Consider the following 23,327-nt stretch of genomic DNA (forward strand, 5'->3'; position numbering starts at 1 on the left):
CCCCGTCAGGCTTACTTCTTCTTGCCGGCGATCGGCTTGGCCTTGCCCTTGCGGGTGCGCGCATTGGTGTGCGTGCGCTGGCCACGAACCGGCAGGCCCTTGCGATGACGCAGGCCACGATAGCAGGCGAGGTCCATCAGGCGCTTGATGTTCATCGCGGTCTCGCGACGAAGGTCGCCTTCCACGGTGTGATCGGCGTCGATGGTCTCACGGATCTGCAGGACTTCGGCGTCCGACAGGTCCTGGATACGGCGGGTATGGTCGATGCCGAGCTTGTCGGCGATCTCGAGGGCCTTGGTGCGGCCGATACCATGGATGTAGGTCAGCGCGATGATCACGCGCTTGTTGGTGGGGAGGTTGACCCCGGCAATACGAGCCACTTGTTAAATCTCCAGCTCCACAGGGATGCAAAGGCGCATCCCTATCTCAACGCGAAAACACTCGGGCGGGTCAAACGCGAAATGTCCGGTTGGCGTTACTCGCGATGCCTGAAACACGCGATATTGGCCTTCCGGATTTGCGTTTGGTGTCGAGTGAAGGGCGCGCTTAGAATGATTCGCGAGCGGAGTCAACGCCCGGGGCGTTGACAAGTCGCCAAACCCCGCCGAACCGGCGAGGCCTGCGCTGAGCCTGTGACGCATGTTTAACGCAAATCCCGCCCGCAGTCAAAGCGCGCGACATCCGGCGCTTTCGCCCTCGCAAACCGTCCCGGATGCGGACACTCAGCGCCCGACCAGCGCGCCCTGCGCCGCTGGCGGCTGGTCGGCGAGCGGCACCACGCCGTCTTCGGCGGGTGCCGCCGGCTCGGGCTGGCCGGCAGGCTCCGGCTCCGCCGGCGGCAAGGTCGCTTCGGAACCCGGCTCGATCGCCGGGAACGCCTCCGCGAAGGCGCCGCCCAGCTTTCCGGTCAGGCGCTTGACCTGCCCCGCCAGCATGGCGTCCACCGCCGGCGCCAGCTTTTCGAAAGGCGTGCGGGTGAAGCCACCGACGACATATTCCAGCAAGAGCTGCGTGCCGCCCTTGCCGTCCGGCTTGAGCTGCACCGTCAGCGTGCCCGTCGCCGCATCGGCCTGCAGCGGCCCGAGCGCGCCGGCCATGCGCAGTGCCCGCCCACGCTCCACGTAGATGACGCGCATGTGCTCGACCCCGCCGCGCGGCGAGGCCTTGGGCGAGGCTTCGTTGGGTAGTATCTCGCAGAAGCACCCGCCCGCCCGCGCGTCGAGCGAGAGGTTGGCGGCGTCGCCCGACCAGGTGTGGTCGGAATCCCACCAGACCGAAGGCTTGACCAGCACCGCCCAGGTCTCCTCCGGCGTGGCGGAGACTTGCGCCACATGCCGCACGACGAAGCCGCCGGCCGCGACTTGCGCGACGTTGGCCCGTGCCGGAGAGGGTGCGAACGTGGGCACCAGCGCCATGCCAGCAACCGCCAGCGCGAATGCGATAGACTTCATAAGGATGCCCCCTGAGCGGACCGCGACCGCCCCGTCAATGCCTGCATGGCATCCATGCCAGATCGCGGCGCGAAACGAAACGGCCCAGGGCGGCGCAATGCTGCCCTGGGCCGTTTCGTTCGTACGCGCGCGGCGAATGAGTGAGGCTATCCCTTGAGGATCGCCTCGATCGCCGTGGTCACCTCGTCCATGTCGGCCATGCCGTCGACCTTGGCGACGATCCCGCGCGCTTCGTAGACCGGCAGGATCGGTGCGGTCTTGGCGCGGTATTCGGCCATGCGGGTGCGCACGGTTTCGGCATTGTCGTCGGGACGGCGCTTGAATTCGTGGCCACCGCACTTGTCGCAGGTGCCCTCGACATGGGGCTTCTCGAACGTGTCGTGGTAGCCCTTGCCGCAGGTCGCGCAAGTGAAGCGGCCGGTGATGCGCTCTACCAGCGCGTCCTCGTTCACTTCCAGCTCGACGACGTGATCGAGCTTGCGACCGCGCGCATCGAGGATCGCGTCGAGCGATTCGGCCTGCGCCTCGGTACGCGGATAGCCGTCGAAGATGGCGCCGGTGTCCGGCCCCATCGCGTCGAGTTCGTCACCGATCAGCGCCGAGACGATCGCGTCCGAAACCAGTTCGCCGCGTTCCATGACCGCCTTGGCTTCGAGCCCGGTCGGCGTCCCCGCCTTCACGGCGGCGCGGAGCATGTCGCCGGTCGAAAGCTGGCGCATGCCGTGCTTCTCGACCAGACGCTGCGCCTGGGTGCCCTTGCCCGCCCCCGGCGGCCCCAGAAGGATGATATTCACGCCCTAAGTCCCCCTCAGTTATCCCTGGTCGCACGCGCTCAGCGCATGCGGCCTTTCAGCTTGGCCTTCTTGATAAGGTCGCCGTACTGGTGCGCCAGCAGGTGCGACTGGATCTGCGTGATCGTATCGACCGTGACGTTGACGACGATCAGCAGACTCGTGCCACCCATGAACAGCAGCGGCAAGCCCGTCATCGACAGGAAGTATTCCGGAACCGTGCAGACGATCACCAGATAGGCGGCGCCGATCACCGTGATACGGGTCAGCACGTAGTCCAGATAGGTCGCAGTGTTCTTGCCCGGGCGGATGCCGGGGATGAAGCCACCGTTCTTCTTCAGGTTTTCCGAGGTTTCCTCCGGATTGAAGACGACGGCGGTGTAGAAGAAGCAGAAGAACACGATGCCGGCCGCGTAGAGCAGCATGTAGAGCGGCTTGCCGTGGCCCAGGTACTGGTTGAGCGAGACCACGATCTTGCCCATCGTCGATTCGGGGCTCAGCGACTTGCCGGCGAACTGGCTGATCGTCAGCGGCAGCAGCAGCAGCGAGCTGGCGAAGATCGGCGGGATGACGCCGGCAGTGTTCAGCTTGAGCGGCAGGTGGCTGCGGTCGGCCTGCATCATGCCGCGCTGGGTGGCGCGCTTGGGATACTGGATCAGCAGGCGGCGCGTGGCGCGTTCCATGAAGCAGATCATCAGGATCATCGCGATCACCAGCGCGATCAGCGCGATGATGAGGATCGAACCGGTGTCGCCCGCCGAATAGGCCGATCCCAGGTTGCTGGCGAACGTCGGCATCTGCGCGACGATACCCGCCATGATGATGAGCGAGACGCCGTTGCCGATCCCGCGCGAGGTGATCTGCTCACCCAGCCACAGCAGGAACATGGTGCCGCCGATCAGCGAGATCACCGCGCCGACGCGGAACGGGATGCCCGGGTCGACCACGGCGCCGAGACCGCGCGAGGTCGAAAGCGCCTCGAGACCGGTGGCGATCGCGTAGCCCTGCACGATGCACAGCAGCACGGTGCCGTAGCGGGTGTACTGGTTGAGCTTCTTGCGCCCGGCCTCGCCTTCCTTCTTCAGCGCGACGAGCGCCGGATGGAGCGAAGCGGCCAACTGCACCACGATCGAGGCGGTGATGTACGGCATCACGCCGAGCGCGATCAGGCTCATGCGCGAGAGCGAACCGCCCGAGAACGTGTTGAACAGGTCAAGGATGCCGCCCTGCGTCTGCAGATAGAGATCGCGCAGCGCGACCGGGTTCACACCCGGCAGCGGCACGAAGCTCAAAAAGCGGAACACGATGAGCGCGCCGATGGTGAACCAGATGCGGTTCTTAAGCTCGGTGGCCTTGGAGAAGTTGGCCAGGCTGAGCGTGCTGGCGATGTTGTCGGCGCGTGAAGCCATGACGTTCTAAAAAGCCTCGAAGAATCTGATCGGACTCGCCCTTAGCGGCTCATGCCTGCCTTGTCGAACCCGGGAAGGAAACTGGCCATATAGACATTGGGACGAGGTCTGGAAGACCCGCGCTGCACGAATCGTCCCCGGTGTGCCGTGCGGGCATCACTTTATCGTGGGAACCCGACAGCAAGAGAGGGCGAAGCGCCCGGCGCCCGCCCTCTCCCTTATGCCTTCGCGTGTCGCGCCGGAACTTAGGCCGCAGCCTCTTCCTTGGCGGGAACGATCACCGAACCGCCGGCCTTCTCGACCGCGGCAACGGCACCGGCCGAAGCGCCGGCAACGTTGAAGGTGACCTTGGCGGTCAGTTCACCCTTGGCGAGGAGGCGCACGCCGTCCTTGCCGCCACGGGCCAGGCCGACGGCCTTGAGCGCCGCGTGATCGACCACGCCGGTGATGTCGAGCTTGCCGGCATCGATGAACTTCTGGACGAGGCCCAGGTTCACTTCCGCGAAGTCCTTGGCGAACTTCTTGTTCGAGAAGCCGCGCTTCGGCAGACGCATGTGGAGCGGCATCTGGCCGCCCTCGAAGCCGTTGATCGAAACGCCCGAGCGTGCCTTGGCACCCTTCTGGCCGCGGCCCGAGGTCTTGCCCTTGCCCGAGCCGATGCCACGGCCGACGCGCATGCGGCGGTGACGGGCGCCGGCGTTGTCACGGATGTCGTTCAGTTTCATGTGTTGCACTCGCTTTCGCTTTGAGTCGCGCTGATAGGAAGCGGCGCCCCTATAGGATCGGGGCGCCGCTGTCATCCTTTTTGTCCCTGAACCGCGTGCGGGATCAGAACGGCAGGTTGTAGAGCCTGACCGCGTTGTCCTGCAGCACTTTCTTGCGCGTGGCGTGATCGTAGCCGCCCAGCACGTCCTTCAGGTGCTCCTGCACACCGGGATAGAGCGACGTCGGGTGCGGGAAGTCGGTTTCGAACATGACGTTGTCGACGCCGATGATCTCCAGCAGATGCTTGGGCGCGATCTTCTCGAACCAGAAGGTGCAGAAGAAGTGGTCGCGGAAGTAGTCCCAGGGCTCCTTCCTGAGCACGTCGCGCTTGCCGGCCAGCATTTCGCGGAACTGGTGCTCCAGCGCCTCTACCGCGAAAGGCACCCAGCCCGCGCCGCTCTCGATCAGGCCGATCTTGAGCCTGGGGTGGCGATCCAAGCGGCCGGAGACCATCCAGTTGCCCAGCGTCGCCGCGTTGCCGATCGAGAACATCGTCGCCACCACCGACAGCGTCTGCTCGAACTGGAAGCCTTCCCAGGTCAGCGTATTGGGGTCCACCGCCGAGTTGAGGTGGAAGTTGAGCGGCATCCCGGTCGCCTCGCACATCTCCAGGAACGGGGTCCAGTGATCGTAGTTGAAGCTGGGCACGCCCACGCGCTCGGGCGTGTCGGGCAGGACGAAGCCCTTGAGGCCGATGTCGTGGCAGCGCCGCGCTTCGGCTTCCAGCGCCTTCTTGTCCCAGAACGGCAGGTGCGCCATGTTGAAGACGCGCTGGCCGGACACTTCCTGGTACTCGGCCGAGGCGTCGTTGTAGATCTGCACGATCCGCAGCGCCAGTTCGGGATCGCCCAGGCTCATCAGCGAACCGGCCTGCGTCACGCCCGAATTCTGGTAGCAGACTTGCGCATGGACGCCCATGTCGTCCATCGCCTGCAGGCGTTCCTTGATCTGGTGACCGCCCGGATGCGCTTCCTCCAGCTTGCGAAAGGCCAGGCGGCCGAGCAGCTTGTTGTTGTCGGCACGGATGACGTTGCCGCCCAGCGTGCCGAAGTCCCGGTCGCCCACGAACCAGCGGTCGGTGCCGTCGATGCGCTCCACGCGCGGCATCTTCGCCTTCCACCCGGCCGGGGCGCGGCTGGTGAACAGGTCGGGCGCCTCGGTGATGTGAGTGTCGGTATCGACGATCTTGATGCCGGCGAACATCGGGTCGAGCCCGCCCGATTGCGAGGCATAATCCACCTCGCGGATCACGCCGCCATCGGTATATCCTTCCGCCGACCAGTACTTGCGCGCGTTCTGCGCCATCTCCTGCGAGTCAGACTCGGCCATGTGCCATCTCCCGTAAAACCATATGGTGCTCATGTCGCAACCGGGCCGGGTTCGCACAATCGCGCAGGGCAACGCCGGGACGATGACTGGCGCTGCGGGGCGCGAGACGGCGGGATTGCGCGCTTTTTCTCGCTTACGGCGGCCCTGCTACAAGCGCGCCATCCGGGCATTCAGCGTCCGGGAGACCAATATGCCACAGTCGCGGGCGTCTGGCGACGTCCGCAGCGGCCGGTGGTGGCTGGTGTGATCCTCGGATGCGTCATCAGCGCGGGCTTCGACAAGCTCAGCCTGAGCGGAACTGGGAGGCTTACACTACCCCCGCTCACCCTGAGCCTGTCGAAGGGTCAGGCGTAGCCTGTCGAAGCCCCCGCCGCGAACCGTGAAGCCATGTCCGCCTCGGAAAAACTCAGCCGGAGACTTCCTTCAGCGCCGGGTCCATGCGGTAATCCGGCAGGCCATCGAGCGCATTGCGCAGCGCCTCGCTCCAACTGGTGGAGACCGACTGGAAGTACGGGTCCGACGCCTCGATCCGACGCTCGTGCCGGGGGGCGAAGTTGTCGCGCTCGATCACCAGCAGGTCGAGCGGCAGGCCGACCGAGAGGTTCGCCTTGAGGGTGGAATCGAACGACACCGTCATCAGCTTCACCGCGCTCTCGAAGCTCATGTCGCGGTCGTAGCCGCGGATCAGGATCGGGCGGCCGTACTTGGTCTCGCCGATCTGGAAGAACGGGGTGTCGAAGCTGGCCTCGATGAAGTTGCCCTCGGGGTAGATGAGGAACAGGCGCGGCTCCATGCCCTTGATCTGGCCCGCGACGATCATCGAGGCGCTGAAGGTGCCGGCGGCCGCCTTCTGGCCGTTATCGGTGGCGCGTTCCTCGATGATGTCCTGCAGCAGGTTGCCCACGATCGAGGCCACCTTGAACATCGTCGGCGCTTCCAGCAGCGAATTGTGCCGCTCGGCCGGGGCCTTGGTGCGCTCCTCGAGCTGGCTGATGACCGCCTGGGTTGTGGCGAGGTTGCCCGCCGTCATGACCGAGATGATGCGCTCGCCGGGGATCTCCCAGTGGACCATCTTGCGGAAGGTCGAGATGTTGTCGACGCCCGAATTGGTACGCGTGTCGCTCATCAGGACGAGCCCGCGATCCAGCATCATGCCGACACAATAAGTCATGGTACTACGTCAAACCCCGTGCAAACCCGCGCCGCCCGTACCCCACCATGCCGTGAGGGTCTAGCCGCCTTGGGTCTGCTGCTGCCCGCCCTGTGCGGACTGCTGCTGCTGCATTCCTACCCGATCCTCATCTACCGAGAGGTGAACGTCGAGTCGGGTTTCCCCCGCGCCCATGGCGATGCCAGTGACCGGCGCGGCCTCCGAATAGTCGCACCCCGTCGCGACGCGGATGTAGCGCTCGTCAGGGCAGATCGCGTTGGAAACGTCGAAACCCACCCAGCCGAGCCCGGGAACGTGGGCTTCGGCCCAGCCGTGCCCGGCTTCCTGTTCGGTGCGGCCGTCCATCCGCAAGTAGCCGCCGACGTAGCGCATCGGCACGTCGAGCAGGCGCCCCGCCGCGATGAAGATATGCGCGTGATCCTGGCACACCCCCTTCCCAGCGCCGAGCGCCTGTTCGGCGGTGGTCTGCGAATCGGTGGTGCCGGGGACGTATTCCACCTGTTCGCCGATGACGCCGGACAAAGTGTGCAGATAGCCCAGCAGATCGGACCGGTCGGCCTCGATCCCGGCAAGGAGCTGGCGCACTTTGGGGCCGGGCTTGGTCAACTTGGTCGGGCGCAGGAAGCACCACAGCGGCATGAGGCCGAAGTTCGGGCCGACCACGCCGTTGTTGTCGACCGTGCGCACGGTGCCCTCGCACGTCACCACGACCTCGGGCACGCCCGGCTCGATCGAGACGAGATCGACGTGGTTGTAGTGCTGGTCCTCGTACGAGGCCTGCGGCTTGGCCCCGTCCAGCGTCATGCGCCAGTCGAGCACTTCCTGCCCGTGCGTGGACTTGGGCTTGAGGCGCAGGCGCTGGAGGCCGTGCGTGACGCTGCCGGCGAAGACGTAGCGCGTGGTGTGCTTGACGGTCAGGAGCACCTTGGCGCCCTCCTACTCGCTGAAACGATAATCGGCGGCGATGGCGCTGCTGATCTCGATGGTCTTGGCGATGAAATCCTGCAGGAATTCGTGCAGGCCGGTCTCGAAAATCTCCTCGATCGAGGTCTGGTGCAGCTTCGCCCCCGCATCGCGCAGAAGTTCGTGCGCCGGAACCTCGTGCCCGTATTCCTTGGCGAGGCCCGCCATGTTGCTGCGGATCTTGTCGTAGCAGAAGACCAGGCTGCGGGGAAACTGGCCGTCGAGGATCAGGAACCGGGCGATCCCGCGCGGGTCCATCGAACCGGCATTGAGCCAGGAATAGGCCCGGTTGCCCGCCACCGAGCGCAGCAGTGTATCCCACTGCACGTTGTCGAGGCTGGACCCCACCCACGCCGCACTCGGCAGCAGCACGTAGTACTTCACGTCGAGGATGCGCGCGGTGTTGTCCGCCCGCTCGATGAAGGTGCCGATGCGCGAGAAGTTGAACACCTCGTTGCGCAGCATCGTGCCTTCGAGCGCGCCGCGCACCAGCGTGCCGGTGCGGCGGATTTCGCGCAGGACTTCGCCCAGGCTGGTCTCGCGGACCGGCCGCGCGAGCAGTTCGCGCAAGTTCATCCAGCCTTCGTTGGTGGTCTCCCACACCGCGTTGGTCAGGCTGGTGCGCACGACGCGGGCATTCGTCCGCGCGTTCTCGACCATCGCCAGCACCGAGCCGGGATTGTCCTTCTCGCGCAGCAGGAAGTTGAAGACCTGCGACCCGGTGAATTCGCTATGCGTCTGGCAATAGGCTTCGAGTTGGCCCGTGGTGGTGAGGACCGACTTCCATTCCTCGTCCTGCGACTGGCGGTTGCCCCGCGTCAGCGCAAGGTGGAAGCCCACGTCGATCAGCCGCGCGGTGTTCTCCGCGCGTTCGAGGTAGCGGCTCATCCAGTAGACGCCGTTCGCGCCGCGGCCCAGCATCAGTTCGTATCCCCGATCATTACCACCGCGCTCATTCGTCCAGCACCCAGCTATCCTTGGTGCCGCCCCCTTGCGAGGAATTGACCACCAGCGATCCCTTCTTGAGCGCCACGCGCGTCAGCCCCCCCGGCGTGATGTCGATCCCGTCGGGCGAGACGAGCACGAAAGGCCGCAGATCGACGTGCCGAGGCGCGAGGCCCTCCTTGGTGAAGATCGGCACGGTCGAGAGCGAGAGCGTGGGCTGGGCGATGTAGTTCGCCGGCTTGGCCCGCAGCTTGGCCTCGAACTCGGCGATCTCCTTCTTCGAGGACGTCGGCCCGATCAGCATGCCGTAGCCGCCCGAACCGTGCACTTCCTTGACCACGAGGTCGGCGAGGTTGTCGAGCACGTAACCGAGCGAATCCGCCTCCGAACAGCGCCAGGTCGGCACGTTCTGGAGGATCGGCTTCTCGCCGGTGTAGAACTCGACGATCTCGGGCATATAGCTGTAGATCGCCTTGTCGTCGGCGATGCCGGTGCCCGGCGCATTGGCGATGGTGACGCCGCCCGAACGGTAGACGTCGAAGATGCCCGCCACGCCCAGCACCGAGTTCGGATTGAAGGTCAGCGGATCGAGATAATCGTCGTCTACCCGGCGATAGATCACGTCGATCGCCTTGTAGCCGGTCGTCGTGCGCATGCACACGCGCCCGTCCATGACCCGCAGGTCGCTGCCCTCGACCAGTTCCGCGCCCATCTGGTCGGCGAGGAAGGCATGTTCGAAATAGGCGGAGTTGTAGATGCCTGGCGTCAGCACCGCGACCACCGGCCGCTTGCCGCCCTTGTAGGCCGCCGGGGCGCAGGCGCGCAGTGATCGGGCGAGACGGCGCGGGTAGTCGGAGACGGGGCGCACCGGAACCTTGGTGAACAGTTCCGGGAACATCGCCATCATCGTCTCGCGGTTCTCCAGCATATAGGAGACACCCGAAGGCGTGCGGGCGTTGTCTTCCAGCACCATGAAGTCGTCCGGCCCGGTGCGGACGAGGTCGATGCCGACGATATGCGTGTAGACCCCGCCCGGCGGCGTGAAGCCGATCATCTGGCTGAGGAACGCCTCGTTGTTGCGCAGCGCCTCGATCGGCAGGCGGCCGGAGCGGATGATCTCCTGCCTATGGTAGAGATCCTGCAGGAAGGCGTTGATCGCCCGCACCCGCTGCTCGATCCCGCGCGTCAGCTTGCGCCATTCACGCGCGGTGATGATGCGGGGGATCATGTCGAAGGGGATCAGGCGTTCTTCGCCCGCGTCGTCCCCGTAGACGTTGAAGGTGATGCCGATGCGGCGGAAGAAGCGCTCCGCCTCTGCATCCTGCCGCCTGAGCCAGGTGGTGTCCTGACCGTCGAACCATTGGCGGAATTCTTCGTATGCGGGACGTACTGAGCCGTCCGCGTTGAGCATCTCGTCGAAGTTCTTGCTGCCCGCAGTCGCCATTGTGACTCCCTGTTGACCGATTGATGCAACAGGAATCGGGACTTGCCAAGCGCTCTCGCTGCAAGTGCGAAAGAAAATTAAGCAGACGGTGAAAGCGGTGAAATCGGAGCGATTCGATCGTTAATGCAGGCGGTGGCTTGCGCCGCCGGGGCTTCGACAAGCTCAGCCTGAGCGGGATTGAGAGGCTTACCCCGTGTCCCGCTCACCCTGAGCTTGTCGAAGGGTCAGTCACCGCCTGTCGAAGCCTCGGCCGTCAACAGCCCCCGCGCCGTCAGATCGGCCCGCAGCGCATCGGCGCCGTCGAAGTGATGGACCTGCCAGCCCAGCGTCCGCGCGGCGGCGATGTTGTCGGCGTTGTCGTCGATGAACAGCATCGCCTGCGGTTCATGGCCGAAGCGCCGCGCGGCGAGGTCGAATATCCGCGCATCCGGCTTGAGCAGCTTCTCGTCGCCCGAGACGACCACGTCGCCGAACAGGTCGAACAGCGGCTCGCCGGCGCGGTATTCGTGCCAGAAGGTGCTCGCGAAATTGGTGATGGCGTAGAGCGGCACCCCGCGCGCGGCCAGTTCGCGCACGATCTCGTGACTGCCGGGGACGTTGCCGGGGATCGTCTCGCCGAAACGCGTGGCGTAGGCGTCGAGCAGGTCGTCGTGACCGGGGAACTCGGCCTTGCGGGCGGCGACCATCTCGGCAAGGTCACGGCCGCCGTCGTGCTCGACATGCCAGTCCTGCGTCACCACGGTCGCCATGAACCGGTCGAGCCGCTCGGGCTCGGCGATCAGCTTGCCGAACAGCAGGCGCATGTCCCACTCGATCAGCACTTTGCCGACGTCGAAGACGACAGCGTCAATCTTGCGAACTGCAGACATGACAAGACCCCCGCGATCGGCGGGGGCCTCATGCACGCGACGAAACCGTCCGCCTGTTATCGCCCGCCGAAGCGGGCGGACAGGATCAGCCCTGGCGGGCCTTGAAGCGACGGTTGGTCTTGTTGATGACGTAAGTGCGGCCGCGACGACGGATCACGCGGTTGTCCCGGTGACGGTCCTTGAGCGACTTGAGGCTGTTGCGAATCTTCATGTGTCTCGTTCCGTGTCGTCTTGGCGGTTACCGACCGCCGGAAATTCGAAGTGGCGCCGTTAGTGGGAGCCGGTGGCAAAGTCAAGCGCCACAGGCCGTTGCGGGGCCCCCTGCCAGCGCCTATCTTCGTTCAGGCGCGGGCAAGTCGTGGCCCGCATAAGACAAAAGTCGGGCGCGACTCCACCGAATTCGGACAGAACATCATGAAAATGCCAGTTCCTGCGGGAAAAATGCTCAAGGCCGCGGGAATCACCGCAGGAATCGCCGTCTCGCTGCTGGCCTCTTCCGCTCAGGCGCAGTGGGGACCGAGCTGGGGCGGTGGCTGGCGCAATGGCTGGGACCGGCCCGGCTGGGGCGGCTCGATGCTCGATTCGTCGCGTTCCCCAAGCCGCACCAGGGATGCACGTGAGGGCCACGTCGAAGTGAGTCGCTTCGTCTCGCCCGACGCGGCAGCCGCTGCCGAACTCGGCCACGGTCCGGTTTCGGTCGAATCCGAATCGGGCGACGGCGCATGGGTCGAGGCCGGCGCCCGCCGCGCCTACGAGGCCGCCATCATCGATGCCCTTGTCGGCGCCGGCTACGACACCCTCCACCCCGATACCCCGCAGCCGCAGGTCACCAAGCTGCGCATCTCGCGCCAGGTGCTCACCCCGGCCGAGGAAAAGCGCAGCCCCGTCAGCGGCACCGCGGCGATGGAAGTGGGCACGTACGGCCAGTCCTATGGCCTGGGCATCAACATCGACATGACCAAGCCGCGCTCGGCCCTGGTCTCCACCCGCCTCGACGCGCAGATCGTCGACCGCGCCAGCGGCAAGGTGCTGTGGGAGGGCTACGCCACCATCGCCACCCGCGAAGGCGACGACAAGTGGCCCGACGGCATGATCGCCACCAAGCTGGCCGGCGCCCTGTTCGACAACTTCCCCAAGGCCGACGTGATCGCCCCCGACGGCGTGGGCCGCACGGGATAGGCCGTACGCCTCCCATCCCTCCGACAGGCCCAGGACAAGCGGGAGAGAGGCTGGAACTGCGCACCCTTGCCGAAGGTTATATGACGTCCGCTCAGGCTGAGCTTGTCGAAGCCCCCTCGGCAGGGCACTGAGGTCGAGACCGAGGAACCCTGAAGAGAGGGGGGCCGGAAGAGGACTTCGAAATCATGCGCACCCTGCCCGCACTGCTTGCCCTCACCGCCGCGCTGGCGCTCAATGCCTGCGTCGCGCCGGTCGGCCCGGTCGAAGTCACCCGCTTCCACGCCCCCGACATGAGCCGCCTCGGCCGCGGCACCATCCGCGTCGAGCCCGCCCCCGGGCAGGCCGACAGCCTGGAATTGCGCACTTACGCCGCCGCCGTCGCCCGCGAACTCACGCGCATCGGCTATACCGAACCGCTGCCCGGGCAGGCCTCCAGCGCCCAGGTCGCGCTGCTGACGCTGGAGCGCAACACCTACCAGCCCCAGCGCGCGCGCGGGCCGGTCTCGGTCGGCGTGGGCGGCGGCACCGGCGGCTACGGCACCGGCGTCGGGCTCGGCATCGGCTTCGATCTGTCCGGCAAGCCCAAGGAACAGGTCGAGACGCGCGTGTTCGTCTCCATCCGCGATCGCGGCGCGGCGCCGACCGCCACCGCCTTGTGGGAAGGCCGCGCCGGCTTCGTCGTGCGCGGCGATTCGCCCCTGGCACAGGCCCCGCTCGGCTCGGCGAAAGTTGCCGAAGCGCTGTTCAAGGGGTTTCCGGGACAGTCAGGCGAAACTATTCAGGTAAAATGACCGACATCCAGATCACCGCTTCGTTCGATTCCGGCAACATCGAGACCCTCTCCGTCTCCGGGCCGGAGGCCAGCCTCGCGATCCGCAAGGACCACGAATCGGACTTCTTCCAGTGGTTCCACTTCCGCGTCTCCGGCGCGGCGGGGCGCGAACTGGTGCTGCGGATCACCGGGCTCAACGGCTCGGCCTATCCGATGGGCTGGCCGAACTACGACGCCGTCGTCTCCGAGGACCGCGCGTACTGGAGCCGTGCGGAAAGCACGTTCGACGAAAGCCGCGACGGCGGCACCCTGACGATCCGCTACGAGCCGGTGGGCGATCTCGCATGGTTCGCCTACTTCGCGCCCTATTCGATGGAGCGCCACCACGACCTCGTCGCCGCGATCGCCGGAGCAGACGGCGTCTCGCACCGCTCGCTGGGCCTGACGCTCGACGGACAGGCGATCGACTGCCTCGACATGGGCGACGGGCCGCTGCAGGTCTGGCTCTATGCCCGCCAGCACCCGGGCGAATCGATGGCGGAGTGGTGGATGGAAGGCGCGCTCGACCTGCTCGCCGATCCCGCCAGCTCGGTAGGCCGCGAACTGCGCAGGCGCTGCACGCTGCACATCGTGCCCAACGCCAACCCGGACGGCTCGCGCCGGGGTCATCTGCGCACCAATGCGGCGGGCGTGAACCTCAACCGCGAATGGGCCGAGCCCTCGGCCGGGAAGTCACCCGAGGTTCTGGCGATCCGCGATGCGATGGACGCAACCGGCGTCGACTTCGCCATCGATGTCCACGGCGACGAGGCGATACCGGCGGTGTTCCTGGCCGGTTTCGAGGGCATCCCCTCGCTCAAGCAGGAGCAGCAGACCGGTTACACCCGCTATGCCGACCTGCTGGAACGCCGAACGCCGGACTTCCAGACCAAGCTCGGCTATCCGCTCACGCGGCCGGGCAAGGGCAACCTGACGATGTCCACCAACCAGCTGGCGGAACGCTACGGCGCGGTGTCGATGACGCTGGAGATGCCCTTCAAGGACCACAACCCCGCCGCCGACAAGGCGCAGGGGTGGAGCCCGGAACGCTCGGCGCAGCTCGGCCGCGACTGCATGGCGGCGCTGCTGGAATGGCTGGTGGAGCGCGAGAGCGCCTGATCGGCCGTGGTCCCGGGCTTGCTCCGGGACCGGTGGCTTGTGGCGCATGGGCTTCGACAAGATCAGCCCGAGCGGATTTCACACCTTCCGCTCACCCTGATCTTGTCGCAGCTCCCGCCGACAACGCATGCCTGAAGACAGCGAGCGGCCCCGGAGAAAGTCCGAGGCGCCCCAGGGTCAGAACGCCGCGCGGCGGCGTTCGGCACGCACGGTGGCGCTGGCCCAGTGCGGTTCGGGCAGTTCCACGCCCAGCGTGCCGACGATGGACTGGAGCAGCACCCAGCCCTCGCCCCAGTCGCCGCGCGGTTCGTCGGCGATCGGGCAGGCCCCCCAGTCGCTTGCCAGCCGCAGCATCGAGCGCTGCGCCGAGCCGTCGAGATCGGCGACCAGGAACGAGGTGAACGGCAGCGCCGCGCGCGGGCAGGCGCCGAAGGCGGCCAGGCGCGGATCGGCACCCGGCAGGTCCACGTTGGGCGCATCGACGATCAACGCGCCCAGCACCGGGCCGTCGGCTCCGGCAGCCTCGAACTCGACCCACCAGGCCAGCGCCAGCGCGGCGATGTCGTCCGTCACGATCACCACCGGCCGGTCGGCGCGGCGGATCGCGAGGTTCAGCTTGTTGACCCAGGTGTTGCGATGCGGCTCGTCCCAGAGGCCAAGCTCGACGACGCGGCAATGCTCGCTCCACTGCGCCCAGCGGCTCATCCAGTGGCCGGGGCTGAGCGGGGTTCCAGGGACCAGCAGGATCAGCGGCGTTTCCGGTTCAGGGGAATTGCGAAGGGTTGCCATGGGAATCTCCAGTTGATCGAGGTTCCGCCGGTCGACTCTGATTGCGTTCCGAGCGAGCTGTCCGACTGCCCTGGAGATTATCTCAACTTCAAAGATAGACAATAGGTAATGCGACGATGCGTGCTTCCCCGGGGTCAGCCGAGATTGGCCGGACCGAAGGCGTAAGGCAGCAGCTCGGATAGCCGGGTTTCCAGTACCCCCTCCGCTCCGTCGCACCAGATCACGGGGTCGGTGCCGCCGATCTGCGCGATCTCGTTGATGACCTGGCGGCAGCGCCCGCACGGCGTCACCTGCGGCCCCTGCCCCGCCGCGCCCGGCGCGCCGCCGGTGACCGCCACGGCCTGCAGCTGCGGCCGCTCGCCCCGCGCCAGGATGCCGGAAATGGCCACCGTCTCGGCGCAGAGCGAAAGCCCGTAGCTGGCGTTCTCGACATTCGCGCCGGTCACCACGGTGCCGTCCGCCAGCAGCAGCGCGGCGCCGACGTGGAAGTTCGAATAAGGCGCATAGGCTCCGGCGGCGGCCTTGCGGGCGGCGGCCATCAGCGTGTCTCTGGTATCGTTCGTGCCAATAGTCATGGCAGCACGACTACCCAGCGCAGCCCCCCTTGCGCAACCTCGTTGGCGAGCGAATGGTTCGCCGTCCACATCGTCCAGGGCCGCCCGGCATAGCCAGGCTCCACACGGTCCTGCACCAGCCACAAGTTGCGGTCGAGCGTGTGCGCGATCGTATAGCGCGACTGGAATGCCGGCGTGACCTTGAGGATCACCGGCCTGCCAGCGTGAGTCTCGACCTGGTTCAGGAAGGTCATCAGCTCGCTCTCGACCCGCGCGTCGGAGACTTTCACCGGGCAGTTGTCGGCCAGCATGTCGAGTTCGACCGCGGGCGGCAGCAGCTTGGGATCGCGCGGGACGGTGGTGACGAAGTTGGCCGCCTGCGTGCCGGCCGGCTGGCATGGATCGTAGCGGTGGAGTGCCCCCACCTGCATGCCCGCCGCCTTGGCCGCCTCGAAGTTGTCGACGAAGGCGGGATCACGGGCGAAGGCGCTGGCGCTCGCGTCGATATAGGCGAAGTCGGCGCCGATCGCCTTCAGCGATTTCCAGCTGACCTCGCCGTCGTCCACGCCGATCTCGACGCCCTGCAGCGGATACGTCGCGCGGTCGGGCGTCCAGTGGCGCAAGTGCCACCAGCCCCAGGCCCCGGCGACGATCGCCAGCAGCGCGAGCGCGCCCAGCGCCCGCCACAACAGCCCCCTGCCGCCCGAAGCGGTCCTTGTCTTGCGTGCCACGATGTCCCCCTCAGCCGCGGATGTGCAGGACGCAGATCAGCGTGAACAGCCGCCGTGCGGTAGGGTGGTCGGTCTCGACCTTGCCCGCAAGCCGTTCGAGCAGAAGTTCGGACGCCTCGTTGTGGATGGCGCGGCGGGCCATGTCGATGGTCTCGATCTCCTGCGCGGTGGCCTTGCGAATCGCCTGATAATAGCTCTCGCAGATCGCGAAATACTCGCGGATCGGCCGCCGGAAGCGGGCCAGGCCGAGCACCAGCGTCTCCAGCGGCGTCGCGTCCTCGGCCGTGACCTGCAGCGAGAGGCGCCCGTCCTGGACCGAAAGACGCACCCGATAGGGGCCCTCGTGCCCCGCCTCGCTGGAGCGCAAGGGTTTGAAGACATTGTCTTCTATGAGGTCGAAGATAGCGATCCGCCGCTCCTGTTCGATATCGGCATTGCGCCACAGGATGGTCGCATCGTCGAGTTCGATATGGGAGATGCGCGGGTCGGCCATTACGGCACGCCCTTTACGCGGTTGCGGCGGGGGCGGGCAAGTGGGCTTTGGTGCATCGGCAGTCCTCGCGGCAGGGGCTTCGACAAGCTCAGCCTGAGCGGTGTCGAGAGCAGATCTTCAAATCCCGCTCAGGCTGAGCTTGTCGAAGCCCCCTCCACACATCCACAGCTTGTGGATTAATATCCCGCCCTCCCCGACTTGTTCATGTCGCCCGGCCGGAGCATTGTCCCGCGCTTATGGTCCAGCCTGTTGCCCTTACCCGCACCGATGGTGCGGAAATCCGTACCCTGCCCGCCAACGTCGAGGCCGAGGCCGCGTTCCTGGGCGCGGTGCTGATCGACAACCGCGTGATCGAGGAACTGCAGACCCCGCTCACCCCCCTCCACTTCTTCGAGCCGGTCCACGCCCGCGTCTACGAGCGTATCCTGCAGCTGCTGGACCGCAAGGCGGTGGTCACGCCGGTCACCCTGCGCCCCTACTTCGAGGCCGACGAATCGCTCAAGGCGCTGGGCGGCGTCGCCTACCTCGCGCGGCTGACGGCGGACGGCCAGGGCCTGCTCGCCCCGCGCGAGCTGGCCGAGCAGATCTATGACCTGGCGCTGCTGCGCGAACTGATCTCGGTCGGCCGCAACCTCGTCGAAGGGGCGATGGACACCTCCGAATCGGTCGAACCGATGGTGCAGATCGAGCAGGCCGAAGCCGCGCTCTACAAGGTCGCCGAAGGCGCCGCGACGCAGAACGAGGCGCAGAGCTTCGGCTCGGCCACCCGCGTCGCGATCCAGGCGATCGAGAAGGCGTTCAATTCCGGCGGCCACATCTCGGGCAAGACCACCGGCCTCACCTCGGTCAACCAGAAGATCGGCGGCCTGCACGATTCCGACCTCATCATCCTCGCCGGGCGCCCAGGCATGGGCAAGACCTCGCTGGTCACCAACATCGCCTTCAACGCGGCGCAGCGCTACGTCGACGACACCGTGCGCGACGGCATGCCGCACGAGAAGTCGGTGGGCGCCGCGACCGCGTTCTTCAGCCTCGAAATGAGCGCCGACCAGCTCGCCACGCGTATCCTCGCGGAGCAGTCGGGCATCAGCTCCGAGGCGCTGCGCATGGGCAAGATCAGCCGCGAGGACTTCCAAGCGCTATCCTTCGCCAGCCAGCGCCTCGCCGAACTGCCGCTGTTCATCGACGACACGCCGGGCCTCTCGATCGCGGCGCTGCGCACGCGCGCGCGCCGCCTGAAGCGCCGTCACAACATCGGCCTCATCGTCATCGACTACCTGCAGCTCCTCTCGGGATCGGGCCGCGCCACCGACAACCGCGTGAACGAGATTTCCGAAATTTCGCGCGGGTTGAAGACGCTGGCCAAGGAACTGAGCGTGCCGGTGATCGCGCTGTCGCAGCTCAGCCGTGCGGTGGAATCGCGCGAGGACAAGCGGCCGATGCTGTCCGACCTTCGCGAATCGGGCTCGATCGAGCAGGACGCCGACATGGTCTGGTTCGTGTTCCGCGAGGACTACTACCACAAGGCGACCGAGCCCAAGTACCCGACCGAGACCGATCCGCCCGACGTCCACGCCAAGTTCGACGCCTGGCGCGAGAAGATGGAGCAGATCACCGGCCTGTCCGAACTCATCATCGCCAAGCAGCGCCACGGCGCCACCGGCAAGGTGCGCCTGCGCTTCGAGGCGCGGATCACCAAGTTCTCCGACCTCGCCCCCGACGACATGCGCGCGGCGGCGTTCGAAAGCGACTGACGGGCGGCAGCCGGAAACCTGCCGCGCCAAAATCCTCGGCTTCTGTCTGGAAATTCGCGAAAGGCGAACTTCCAGACGGCCTCCTGGCGTTACAGGGCCCGCAGCCACGCCCCCAGCCGCTCCAGCGCCTCGTCCAGCACCGCGTCCGGCTTGGTGAAGCACAGCCTGACCATGTGCGTGGGCGCCCCCTCGCCCGCGTAGAGCGCGCTCACCGGCACGGTCGCCACGCCGGCCTCGCGCAGCGCGCGCTCGGTGAACGCGCCGTCCGTCAGGGCCACTCCGGAAGCGGCGAGATCGACGCACAGGAACCACGTCGCCGCATTCGGTAGGACGACGAGGCCGGCGCCCTCCAGCCCCGCCTTCAACCGCCGGCGCGAGGCGGCCCATTCGCCCTGCAGCGCGTCGAGGATGTCGATGCGCTCCAGCCCCTCGGCCACCGCCCACTGCAGCGGCACCGCGGTGGTGAAGGTGAGGAACTGATGGACCCGGCCCAGCGCCGCCGCCAGGTCGCCTCCGGCCGCCATCCAGCCGATCTTCCAGCCGGTAAGGCCGAAGATCTTGCCCGCCGAGCCGATCTTCACGGCGCGCTCCGCCATGCCCTCGCAGGCCATCAGCGAGCGATGGGGCACGCCGTCGAAGCGTACCTGTTCCCACACCTCGTCACAGATCGCGACGAGATCATGGGCGACGCAGATGCGGGCGATCGCCTCCAGTTCCCCGGCGCTCGCGGCGGTGCCGGCGGGATTCAGCGGATCGTTGAGCATGATCGCGCGCGTCCTGGGCGTGATCGCCGCCTCCAGCGCCTCGGCATCGTAGCGAAAGTGCGGAGGCTGCAGCGGCACCGACACGGGCACCCCCCCGGCGCGGCGGACCATCGGCGCATAGGCGTCGTAGGCGGGCTGGAACAGGATCACCTCGTCGCCCGCCGAGACCAACGCCAGCACGGCGGCGGCGATCGCCTCGGTGGCGCCGGAAGTCACGGTCACTTGCGCGGGCGTGAGGGCCAGGCCTTGCGTGCGCATATAATAGCCGCACACCGCCTCGCGCAGTTCCATGAGGCCCGCGCTCGGCGGATACTGGCTGGACTTTTCGTGCAGAGCGCGCGCCGCCGCATCCAGCAGCGCCGACGGCGGCGGACTATCCGGGAACCCCTGCCCCAGGTTGATCGCCCCGCTTTCGCGCGCCAGCGCCGACATGCGTTCGAACACGGTCGTGCCCATCTCGGCATAGACCGGGTGAATGCGGGACAGGGACTTCATCGCGGGCGGGCTCCGATGGCTGGGGCTGCGCGTGTCGCCTGTTTTGGCGCCGGAGAGAAGAGGTTTCGCGCAAGCGCATCGCCCCGGTTCCCGAGCAGACTGCGCCAAGCAGCTTTCCCCAGCCCCGGAACCACGTTCCCTTTCGCGCGTCTCTGGCTTGCTATACCAAGCGCGGGAAGATCTCGCGAAAGGTCATCAGAGGTTACGCGTTGAACAGCCTGAGCCGCTTCACCGAACGCCTCCCCCTCCTGCCGGGCAAGCCCGCCGTGCAGTACGGATCGACCCTCGCGCTGTGCCTGCTCGCGCTGTGGCTGCGCTGGGCGCTCGATTCGGCCTTTCCGCCCGGCTATCCGTTCCTCACCTTTTTTCCGGCGGTGATCCTCAGCTCGTTCCTGTTCGGCCCGCGCCCCGGCATTCTGGCCGCGCTGCTCTGCGGGATTTTCGCATGGTACGTGTTCATCCCGCCGCGCATGGCCTTCGCTTTCGACCACGGGACGCTGACGGCGATGGCGTTCTATATCGGCGTCGTCGTCGTCGACATCGCGCTCGTCCACTTCATGCAGGCCGCCAACGCCCGCCTGCACCAGGCCCGCGAGGAAGTGCGCCAGCTGGCGGAGGAGCGGCACCGCCTGGCCGAACGCTCCGAACTGCTGTTCCAGGAAATGCAGCACCGCGTCGGCAACAACCTGCAGATGGTGGGCGCCGTGCTCTCGCTGCAGATGCGGCACCTGACCGAGCCCACCGCGCGCCGCGCGCTGTCCGACGCCGCGGCGCGCCTGCAGGTGATCGGCAACATCCAGCGCCAGCTCTATCACCAGGACGGCCGCCTCGTCCCGCTCGATCGCTTCCTGCGCGAGGTCTGCGCCAAGACCATGGCCTCCAGCGCCCGCCCCGGCATCACCTGCGCGGTCGAGGCGGCGGGCGACATCACCCTTCGCCCCGACAGCGCCGTCCCCGTCGCGCTGATCGTCACCGAGGCGATCGCCAACGCCATCGAGCATGGCTTCGCCGAGCGGCCCCAAGGCGCGATCACGGTGCGGCTGGCGCGGACCGGCACGGTCGTGGTGCTGCAGGTGGAGGACGACGGCCTGGGCCTGCCGGCCGGCTTCGACCCCGCGAGCGCCGACAGCATCGGCCTGCGGATCTCACGCGTGCTCAGCCAGCAGCTGGAGGGTGAAATCGCGCTGGAAAACCGCGAATCGGGCGCGCGGATGACCCTCAGCCTGCCGCTTTCGCGCCTTGCCAATGCCGAGGGCGACGCCGCTGGCGGGCCGGCCTGACCCGCCCGGCGCGCCGACGCTCCCGGATATCGCGCCAAAACGACGGCGATGGCCCTTGCGCCAGCTTGTGATTCAGCGCCATGCCCCTACATTGGCGGACGAAAGGACGGTTTCCCGCAAAATGAACGACGACCAGCCCAACGGCAATCCCTGGGTCAAGAGCCTTCTGGTATGGGGCGGCATCTTCCTCGCGCTGCTGATGGTGGTGTCGATGTTCGGATCGCGCGCCACTACCGGACCCTCGATTCCCTATTCCGACTTCCGCAGCAAGGTCGCCGAAGGCAGCGTCGCCTCGGTGGAGATTTCCGAGGACCGCGTCGACGGAAAGCTCAAGAACGGAGACAGTTTCACCACCGTCCCCGTCCCCGGTGACACCACGCTGACCGACCTGCTCCAGCGCAACGACGTCAAGTATTCGGGCAAGGAAGCCGAACAGGGCAGCCTGCTGCTCTACATCCTCGCGCAGACCCTGCCGTTCCTGCTGATCGTCGGCATCGCCTTCTTCGCGCTGCGCCAGGTCCAGAAGGGCGGCGGCTCGGGCGCTATGGGCTTCGGCAAGTCCAAGGCCAAGCTGCTCACCGAACGTTCCGGCCGCGTCACCTTCGACGACGTCGCCGGCATCGACGAGGCGCGTGAGGAACTGGAGGAAATCGTCGAGTTCCTGCGCGATCCCACCCGCTTCTCCAAGCTCGGCGGCCAGATCCCCAAGGGCGCGCTGCTGGTCGGCTCGCCCGGTACCGGCAAGACCCTGCTCGCCCGCGCCATCGCCGGTGAGGCGGGCGTGCCGTTCTTCACGATCTCGGGTTCCGACTTCGTCGAGATGTTCGTCGGCGTCGGCGCCAGTCGCGTGCGCGACATGTTCGAACAGGCCAAGAAGAACGCGCCGTGCATCGTCTTCATCGACGAGATCGACGCCGTCGGCCGCCATCGTGGCCACGGCCTCGGCAACTCGAACGACGAGCGCGAACAGACGCTGAACCAGCTCCTTGTCGAGATGGACGGCTTCGAGGCGAACGAAGGCATCATCATCATCGCGGCGACCAACCGCCCCGACGTGCTCGACCCCGCGCTGCTGCGTCCCGGCCGCTTCGACCGCCAGGTCGTGGTGCCGGTGCCCGACATCGACGGCCGCGAGAAGATCCTCGCCGTCCACATGAAGAAGGTGCCGCTGGCGCCCGACGTGAACCCGCGCGTGATCGCGCGCGGCACCCCGGGCTTCTCCGGCGCCGACCTCGCCAACCTGGTGAACGAGGCCGCCCTGCTCGCCGCGCGCCGCAACAAGCGCCTGGTCGCCATGCAGGAGTTCGAGGACGCCAAGGACAAGGTCATGATGGGCGCCGAACGCCGCTCGATGGTCATGACCGACGACGAGAAGAAGATGACCGCCTACCACGAGGCAGGCCACGCCATCGTCTCGCTGAACGAGGCCGCGTCGGACCCGATCCACAAGGCGACCATCATCCCGCGCGGCCGCGCCCTCGGCATGGTCATGCGCCTGCCGGAGCGCGACAGCTACTCGTACCACCGCGACAAGATGCTCGCGAACCTCTCGGTCGCGATGGGCGGCCGCGTGGCGGAGGAGATCATCTTCGGTTACGACAAGGTCTCTTCGGGCGCCTCCTCGGACATCCAGTATGCCACCAGCCTGGCGCGCTCGATGGTCACCAAGTGGGGCATGTCGGACAAGCTCGGGCCTATCCAGTACGAGGATAGCCAGGAAGGCTATCTCGGCATGGGCGGCACCCAGCGCACGATGGGCTCCGGCGAGACCAACAAGCTGATCGACAGCGAGATCCGCGCGCTGGTCGACAACGCCCACGCCCGCGCCACGCAGATCCTCAAGGATCGCGCCGAAGACCTCGAGTCGCTGGCACAGGCCATGCTCGAATACGAGACGCTCTCGGGCGACGAGATCAAGCAGTTGCTCGAACACGGCGCGATCGACCGCGCGTCCGAACCGCGCGGTCCCTCGGCCCCGCGCAAGCTGTCGGGCTCGGCGATCCCGAAGTCGGGCAAGCGTTTCTCCGCCGGTGCGGCGCCCCAGGGGGCCTGATCGGCGGACGCGAGTCTCCTTGAGGGAGAATGCAGGAGGGGCGCCAGGCACAAGGCCTGACGCCCCTTTGCTTTTGCGGGCTCCATCGATCATCCTTGGAGCGCGACGAGACGGGATTGACCCCTCCCGTTGGGAAGCCCTTGCGGCGAACCCGGCCTCCACGAAGAA

The 23,327-nt window shown here is 66.8% G+C and carries 23 protein-coding genes; 6 read left to right on the top strand and 17 right to left on the bottom strand.

Annotated features, from left to right (window positions below):
* Nucleotides 1–11: 11 nt before the first annotated feature.
* The 12 genes from rpsM to ykgO form a co-directional block, all read right to left on the bottom strand.
* Nucleotides 12–380, bottom strand: coding sequence for a 30S ribosomal protein S13 (gene rpsM / locus V2S85_RS03515; protein WP_008831162.1), 369 nt, complete (start codon nucleotides 378–380; stop codon nucleotides 12–14).
* A 342-nt stretch (nucleotides 381–722) separates the two neighbouring features.
* Entirely contained in the window at nucleotides 723–1,451 is a 729-nt protein-coding gene (locus tag V2S85_RS03520; RefSeq protein WP_330701487.1) for an SRPBCC family protein, read from the bottom strand.
* A gap of 146 nt (nucleotides 1,452–1,597) precedes the next feature.
* Nucleotides 1,598–2,245: an adenylate kinase gene (locus tag V2S85_RS03525; protein ID WP_330701488.1), complete on the bottom strand. Its 648-nt coding sequence runs from the start codon at nucleotides 2,243–2,245 to the stop codon at nucleotides 1,598–1,600.
* A 38-nt stretch (nucleotides 2,246–2,283) separates the two neighbouring features.
* Nucleotides 2,284–3,651 carry a preprotein translocase subunit SecY gene (secY, locus tag V2S85_RS03530; RefSeq protein ID WP_330701489.1) on the bottom strand — a complete coding sequence of 456 codons (1,368 nt, stop codon included), beginning with the start codon at nucleotides 3,649–3,651 and terminating at the stop codon, nucleotides 2,284–2,286.
* Nucleotides 3,652–3,896: 245 nt separating this feature from the next.
* Nucleotides 3,897–4,376, bottom strand: a complete 480-nt coding sequence (rplO, locus tag V2S85_RS03535; protein WP_330701490.1) for a 50S ribosomal protein L15 — start codon at nucleotides 4,374–4,376, stop codon at nucleotides 3,897–3,899.
* Nucleotides 4,377–4,479: 103 nt separating this feature from the next.
* Nucleotides 4,480–5,745 (bottom strand): amidohydrolase family protein, encoded by a 1,266-nt coding sequence (locus V2S85_RS03540; protein WP_330701491.1) that lies wholly within the window; start codon nucleotides 5,743–5,745, stop codon nucleotides 4,480–4,482.
* A 406-nt stretch (nucleotides 5,746–6,151) separates the two neighbouring features.
* Complete coding sequence (locus V2S85_RS03545; RefSeq protein WP_330701492.1) at nucleotides 6,152–6,916, bottom strand: proteasome-type protease; 765 nt, start codon at nucleotides 6,914–6,916, stop codon at nucleotides 6,152–6,154.
* 60 nt (nucleotides 6,917–6,976) lie between these two features.
* Nucleotides 6,977–7,840: a transglutaminase family protein gene (locus V2S85_RS03550; protein WP_330701493.1), complete on the bottom strand. Its 864-nt coding sequence runs from the start codon at nucleotides 7,838–7,840 to the stop codon at nucleotides 6,977–6,979.
* Between the two features lie 12 nt (nucleotides 7,841–7,852).
* Nucleotides 7,853–8,800, bottom strand: coding sequence for an alpha-E domain-containing protein (locus tag V2S85_RS03555; RefSeq protein ID WP_330701494.1), 948 nt, complete (start codon nucleotides 8,798–8,800; stop codon nucleotides 7,853–7,855).
* Nucleotides 8,801–8,831: 31 nt separating this feature from the next.
* On the bottom strand, nucleotides 8,832–10,268 hold the full coding sequence (locus tag V2S85_RS03560; RefSeq protein ID WP_330701495.1) for a circularly permuted type 2 ATP-grasp protein: 1,437 nt from the start codon (nucleotides 10,266–10,268) through the stop codon (nucleotides 8,832–8,834).
* A 224-nt stretch (nucleotides 10,269–10,492) separates the two neighbouring features.
* Entirely contained in the window at nucleotides 10,493–11,137 is a 645-nt protein-coding gene (locus tag V2S85_RS03565) for an HAD family phosphatase (protein ID WP_330701496.1), read from the bottom strand.
* A gap of 85 nt (nucleotides 11,138–11,222) precedes the next feature.
* Entirely contained in the window at nucleotides 11,223–11,348 is a 126-nt protein-coding gene (gene ykgO / locus V2S85_RS03570; RefSeq protein ID WP_003046794.1) for a type B 50S ribosomal protein L36, read from the bottom strand.
* Between the two features lie 203 nt (nucleotides 11,349–11,551).
* Between ykgO and V2S85_RS03575 the strand changes: the two genes are divergently transcribed.
* The 3 genes from V2S85_RS03575 (at nucleotide 11,552) to V2S85_RS03585 (ending at nucleotide 14,246) form a co-directional block, all read left to right on the top strand.
* A complete protein-coding gene (locus V2S85_RS03575) occupies nucleotides 11,552–12,316 on the top strand; it encodes a DUF4136 domain-containing protein (RefSeq protein WP_330701497.1) in 765 nt (254 codons plus the stop codon).
* 185 nt (nucleotides 12,317–12,501) lie between these two features.
* Nucleotides 12,502–13,107 (top strand): DUF4136 domain-containing protein, encoded by a 606-nt coding sequence (locus tag V2S85_RS03580; protein ID WP_330701498.1) that lies wholly within the window; start codon nucleotides 12,502–12,504, stop codon nucleotides 13,105–13,107.
* On the top strand, nucleotides 13,104–14,246 hold the full coding sequence (locus tag V2S85_RS03585) for a M14 family metallopeptidase (protein WP_330701499.1): 1,143 nt from the start codon (nucleotides 13,104–13,106) through the stop codon (nucleotides 14,244–14,246). The genes V2S85_RS03580 and V2S85_RS03585 overlap by 4 nt, the downstream gene beginning before the upstream one ends.
* A gap of 177 nt (nucleotides 14,247–14,423) precedes the next feature.
* On the opposite strand, the gene V2S85_RS03590 is transcribed toward V2S85_RS03585, so the two are convergent.
* The 4 genes from V2S85_RS03590 to V2S85_RS03605 form a co-directional block, all read right to left on the bottom strand.
* Complete coding sequence (locus V2S85_RS03590) at nucleotides 14,424–15,035, bottom strand: RBBP9/YdeN family alpha/beta hydrolase (protein ID WP_330701500.1); 612 nt, start codon at nucleotides 15,033–15,035, stop codon at nucleotides 14,424–14,426.
* A 134-nt stretch (nucleotides 15,036–15,169) separates the two neighbouring features.
* Complete coding sequence (locus V2S85_RS03595; protein ID WP_330701501.1) at nucleotides 15,170–15,610, bottom strand: cytidine deaminase; 441 nt, start codon at nucleotides 15,608–15,610, stop codon at nucleotides 15,170–15,172.
* Nucleotides 15,607–16,323: a glycoside hydrolase family 25 protein gene (locus V2S85_RS03600; protein ID WP_330701633.1), complete on the bottom strand. Its 717-nt coding sequence runs from the start codon at nucleotides 16,321–16,323 to the stop codon at nucleotides 15,607–15,609. Before V2S85_RS03600 ends, V2S85_RS03595 begins: the two co-directional genes overlap by 4 nt.
* Before the next feature lie 7 nt (nucleotides 16,324–16,330).
* Entirely contained in the window at nucleotides 16,331–16,813 is a 483-nt protein-coding gene (locus V2S85_RS03605) for a UPF0262 family protein (protein WP_330701502.1), read from the bottom strand.
* A gap of 236 nt (nucleotides 16,814–17,049) precedes the next feature.
* On the opposite strand from V2S85_RS03605, the gene V2S85_RS03610 reads away from it, so the two are divergent.
* Complete coding sequence (locus V2S85_RS03610; RefSeq protein ID WP_330701503.1) at nucleotides 17,050–18,567, top strand: replicative DNA helicase; 1,518 nt, start codon at nucleotides 17,050–17,052, stop codon at nucleotides 18,565–18,567.
* Between the two features lie 89 nt (nucleotides 18,568–18,656).
* Here the strand turns inward: V2S85_RS03610 and V2S85_RS03615 are convergent, their stop codons facing one another.
* Nucleotides 18,657–19,826: an aminotransferase gene (locus V2S85_RS03615; protein WP_330701504.1), complete on the bottom strand. Its 1,170-nt coding sequence runs from the start codon at nucleotides 19,824–19,826 to the stop codon at nucleotides 18,657–18,659.
* 209 nt (nucleotides 19,827–20,035) lie between these two features.
* Between V2S85_RS03615 and V2S85_RS03620 the strand changes: the two genes are divergently transcribed.
* Nucleotides 20,036–21,106 carry a sensor histidine kinase gene (locus tag V2S85_RS03620; protein ID WP_330701505.1) on the top strand — a complete coding sequence of 357 codons (1,071 nt, stop codon included), beginning with the start codon at nucleotides 20,036–20,038 and terminating at the stop codon, nucleotides 21,104–21,106.
* A 121-nt stretch (nucleotides 21,107–21,227) separates the two neighbouring features.
* Complete coding sequence (ftsH, locus tag V2S85_RS03625) at nucleotides 21,228–23,159, top strand: ATP-dependent zinc metalloprotease FtsH (RefSeq protein WP_330701506.1); 1,932 nt, start codon at nucleotides 21,228–21,230, stop codon at nucleotides 23,157–23,159.
* The last annotated feature ends 168 nt before the right edge of the window (nucleotides 23,160–23,327 follow it).

It is taken from the genome of Novosphingobium resinovorum (assembly GCF_036352595.1).
Classification (GTDB): domain Bacteria; phylum Pseudomonadota; class Alphaproteobacteria; order Sphingomonadales; family Sphingomonadaceae; genus Novosphingobium; species Novosphingobium resinovorum_B.